Here is a 3917-nt window from a genome sequence, read left to right on the forward strand (position 1 = left end):
CTACTGGCTCGGTGACGGTCGGCGGCAGCCGCCATTTCTGGGCGGCGCCCTTCGAGATCGGCGACGAGTGCGGCGGCCTGGGCTATCCTGATCCGCTGCCCGAAGACGCCAGGAAGATCCTCCTGAAATACCGCGACCGGCGTGTTGGCGGACATGGGGAAGCCGGCAGCACCACCATCGCCGTTATCGCCACCGACGCCGTGCTGACCAAGGCCGCGGCCAAGCGGCTGGCGATTTCGGCGCATGACGGCTTCGCCCGCGCCATCTGGCCGACCCATACGCCGGCGGACGGCGATCTGGTGTTCGCCCTGGCGACCGGCAGGAGTGGCATCGAGCTCGGCGCCGATGCCGCGATAGACCTGTTCGCGGCGGCCGGCGCAACCATGGCGCGCGCGATCAGCCGCGGCGTCCATGCCGCTATGCCTGCCGAAGGCGATCTGTTTCCTGTCTGGTCGTCGCGCTGAACGGCTCGGCGCCGATCAGGTCGGATCGGACTTTTCTTCCTCGAAGGTTACGGCGACATCGGAATTCGCGGAAAGCCAGACCTTCTGGCCGTCGATCTCCCCGACCAGGGCGAGCGAAATATAATGGTGATGGCCCTTGTGCGAGCCCATGCCGCTGTCGGCCTTGGTCAGCTTGATCCGGTCGCCCTCGACCTTGTCGACGGTGCCGATATGGACGCCGTCGGCGCCGATCACTTCCATATGTCCGCGTATCTTGCTGATGTCGGTGCTCATGCTGGTTCTCCGCTGGATGTGCCCTTTCGGGTGCGAGACGGGCCGACAATAACAAATGAAAGCCGGATTGGATGCATCGCGCGGCACGTCTCGTTCACCATGGAGTGATAGGCATGACGTCCTTGAGACAAATGTCGGACCGATGACGGCCGCGGCCACGCGACGCGAAATGGCCGTACCTAAGGGATCGATCCTGTGTTGCTGTTGCGTTGCCGGGCCAGGTATTGCCGGGAACCGGCATTAGCCATCCGGTTTGAGCGGCAGTAGCGTTGAGCATTGGGCCCGCCTCTGTTAGGACGCGGCCGACGCTTCTCCCAGGCAGGACTGAAAACAGATGATCCCTCGCTATTCCCGGCCGGAAATGGTCGCCATCTGGTCGCCCGAAACCCGCTTCCGCATCTGGTTCGAGATCGAGGCGCATGCCTGCGATGCGCTGGCGGAACTGGGCGTCATCCCGAAGGAAGCGGCAAGGACCATCTGGGAAAAAGGCGGCGCGGCCAAGTTCGACGTCGCCAAGATCGACGAGATCGAGCGCGTCACCAAGCATGATGTCATCGCTTTCCTCACCCATCTCGCCGAATTCGTCGGACCGGATGCCCGCTTCATCCACCAGGGCATGACCTCGTCGGACGTGCTGGACACCTGCCTTGCGGTGCAATTGACCCGCGCCAGCGACATCCTGCTCGCCGACATCGACGCCCTGCTCGCCGCGCTGAAGCGCCGCGCCTTCGAGCACAAGGACACTGTCACCATCGGCCGCAGCCACGGCATCCATGCCGAGCCGACCACCTTCGGCGTCAAGCTGGCGCAAGCCTATGCCGAGTTCTCGCGCTGCCGCGACCGGCTGGTGCACGCGCGGGAGGATATCGCGACATGTGCGATCTCCGGCGCGGTCGGCACCTTCGCCAACATCGAGCCCTATGTCGAAGAGCATGTGGCGGCGAAGCTCGGGCTGAAGCCGGAGCCGGTATCGACGCAGGTGATCCCGCGCGACCGGCACGCCATGTTCTTTGCCACGCTTGGCGTGATCGCCTCGTCGGTCGAACGCCTCGCCGTCGAGATCCGCCATCTGCAGCGCACCGAAGTGCTGGAAGCGGAAGAGTATTTCTCGCCGGGCCAGAAGGGCTCCTCGGCCATGCCGCACAAGCGCAACCCGGTGCTGACCGAAAACCTCACCGGCCTTGCCCGCATGGTGCGGTCGATGGCCCTGCCTGCCATGGAGGATGTTGCGCTCTGGCACGAGCGCGACATTTCGCATTCCTCGGTAGAGCGCATGATCGGGCCGGACGCGACGGTGACGCTGGATTTCGCGCTGGCGCGCCTCACCGGCGTCGTCGACAAGCTGCTCGTCTATCCCGAGAACATGGAGAAGAACCTCAACAAGTTCAGAGGCCTGGTGCATTCGCAGCGTGTGCTGCTGGCGCTGACCCAGGCCGGCCTGTCACGCGAGGACGCCTACCGTCTGGTGCAGCGCAACGCCATGAAAGTCTGGGAGCACGGCGCCGATTTCCTCGAGGAACTGCTGGCCGACAAGGACGTGACGGCGGCCCTCTCCGAAGGCGAGATCCGCGAGAAATTCGACCTCGGCTACCACACCAAGCATGTCGACACGATCTTCAAGCGGGTGTTTGGGGAAGCTTGACCTTCCTTCTCCCCGTTCGCGGGGAGAAGGTGCCCGAAGGGCGGATGAGGGGCGGCGCTGCCCTAGGCGATCACTGCGCTTATAGGCCGTGCGGACGAAAAGACAATCTCAAGACTCGGCGCTGCCCCTCATTGCCCTGCCGGGCATTTCTCCCCGTATAGTGACGGGGAGAAAGACACTGCCACCGAAGCCAGCTCAAGCCTTGCCAGGCACCGTCCTGATCACCGTGCCCCACGGATCCTCGTGGCTCGTTTCATCCTTCACATTATCCGAGCGCATCTCTACCCAGGCGAGACCTGAGCGTGACGGATCGCGACGGCCGGCACTGGCGCTCTGCCAGGCATTGGCGCCGATATGATGGTGGTAATGGCCGGACGACAGGAACACCGCCTGGCTGCCATATTTTGCGACGGTGTCGAAGGCGAACTGGTCATGCCACCAGGCTTCGGCGTCCTCCGGCCGGCCGACGCGCAGATGCACATGGCCGACAATGGTGTTTTCCGGCGCGCCCTGCCAGCCGGCATCGCCCGCCGGCACGCTGCCCACCACCGCCGGCAGGTTCAGCCGCTCGGTCGCCATGGCGACCTTGTCGCCGTTCCATTTCCAATCCTGCGGACGGCGGTCGGCATAGATCTCGATGCCGTTGCCTTCCGGGTCGGTCAGATAGAGCGCCTCGCTGACCAGATGGTCCGAGGCGCCTTCTATGCCGATACGGTTGGCGGCGGCGTGGCTGATCCAGCGGCCAAGGTCCGCTCGCGACGGCAACAGGAAAGCGGTGTGAAAAAGGCCGGCGCTGCGCGGATCGTCGGGCTTCGCCGAAGCATCCTGTTCAAGCACCAGCAATGGCCGGTTGGCGGCGCCAAGCGTGATCGCGCCATCGGCGCGGCGCAATTCCTGCAGGCCGACGACCGCGCGATAATAGGCGGCAAGGCTCTCGGCATCGCGCGCCTTCAACCCGACACGCGACACGCTGACCGGGGTGGTCGCGGCAAAAGGCAGTTCGCTCATCAAACTCTCCGTTTGGGCGGCGCCTATTCCCCAAATGGGGGTTCCAGGCCGCCAGCTCTTGTTCCCCCTCCAAATCGTCGATTGCGATCGTTCACACAAGAGAGCAAGAATCGAACAAGTTGTTCACAATTACGGCCATCCCGATGTTAGCGACAGGGTTGCAGCCGCCACAGCCGCTCGCTACATCCGCGCCATGAAAGTCAAAGACGCAGATATCCTGATCGTGCCGGGCTACACCAATTCCGGCCCCGAGCACTGGCAGACCCGCTGGCAGTCGAAACTGTCGACGGCGCGCCGGGTCGAGCAGGCGGAATGGACCAAGCCCGTGCGCGAGGATTGGACGACGAGCGTGGCGAACGCCGTCAACGAAGCTGAGCGGCCCGTGGTGCTCGTTGCGCATTCGCTTGGCGTCACGGCCGCTGTGCAGGCCATCCCGCAATTCAGGAAACCGGTCGCCGGAGCCTTCTTCGTGGCGCCGCCGGATGTGTCCAATCCGGAAATCAGGCCGAGGCACCTGATGACCTTCGGTC

At 64.3% G+C, this 3917-nt stretch carries 5 protein-coding genes; 3 read left to right on the plus strand and 2 right to left on the minus strand.

Annotation, left to right across the window (positions count from 1 at the left end; translation table 11 throughout):
• On the plus strand, positions 1–464 hold a 464-nt coding region (locus EOA28_RS27705; protein WP_189342208.1), incomplete at its 5' end, for a P1 family peptidase.
• Positions 465–479: 15 nt separating this feature from the next.
• On the opposite strand, the gene EOA28_RS27710 is transcribed toward EOA28_RS27705, so the two are convergent.
• A complete protein-coding gene (locus EOA28_RS27710; RefSeq protein WP_127386013.1) occupies positions 480–737 on the minus strand; it encodes a DUF2171 domain-containing protein in 258 nt (85 codons plus the stop codon).
• A gap of 334 nt (positions 738–1071) precedes the next feature.
• On the opposite strand from EOA28_RS27710, the gene purB reads away from it, so the two are divergent.
• Entirely contained in the window at positions 1072–2379 is a 1308-nt protein-coding gene (purB, locus tag EOA28_RS27715; RefSeq protein ID WP_127253294.1) for an adenylosuccinate lyase, read from the plus strand.
• A 195-nt stretch (positions 2380–2574) separates the two neighbouring features.
• Here the strand turns inward: purB and EOA28_RS27720 are convergent, their stop codons facing one another.
• Positions 2575–3387, minus strand: a complete 813-nt coding sequence (locus EOA28_RS27720; protein ID WP_127253296.1) for a VOC family protein — start codon at positions 3385–3387, stop codon at positions 2575–2577.
• Between the two features lie 193 nt (positions 3388–3580).
• Between EOA28_RS27720 and EOA28_RS27725 the strand changes: the two genes are divergently transcribed.
• A partial coding sequence (locus EOA28_RS27725; protein WP_148670883.1) for an alpha/beta hydrolase occupies positions 3581–3917 on the plus strand: 337 nt, incomplete at its 3' end.

It is taken from the genome of Mesorhizobium sp. M2A.F.Ca.ET.067.02.1.1 (genome assembly GCF_004023285.1).
GTDB lineage: Bacteria > Pseudomonadota > Alphaproteobacteria > Rhizobiales > Rhizobiaceae > Mesorhizobium.

Coding starts and splice junctions, on each gene's coding strand:
- EOA28_RS27710 (WP_127386013.1), bottom strand. CDS start 737: ATGAGCACCGACATCAGCAAGATACGCGGACATATGGAAGTGATCGGC.
- purB (WP_127253294.1), top strand. CDS start 1,072: ATGATCCCTCGCTATTCCCGGCCGGAAATGGTCGCCATCTGGTCGCCC.
- EOA28_RS27720 (WP_127253296.1), bottom strand. CDS start 3,387: ATGAGCGAACTGCCTTTTGCCGCGACCACCCCGGTCAGCGTGTCGCGT.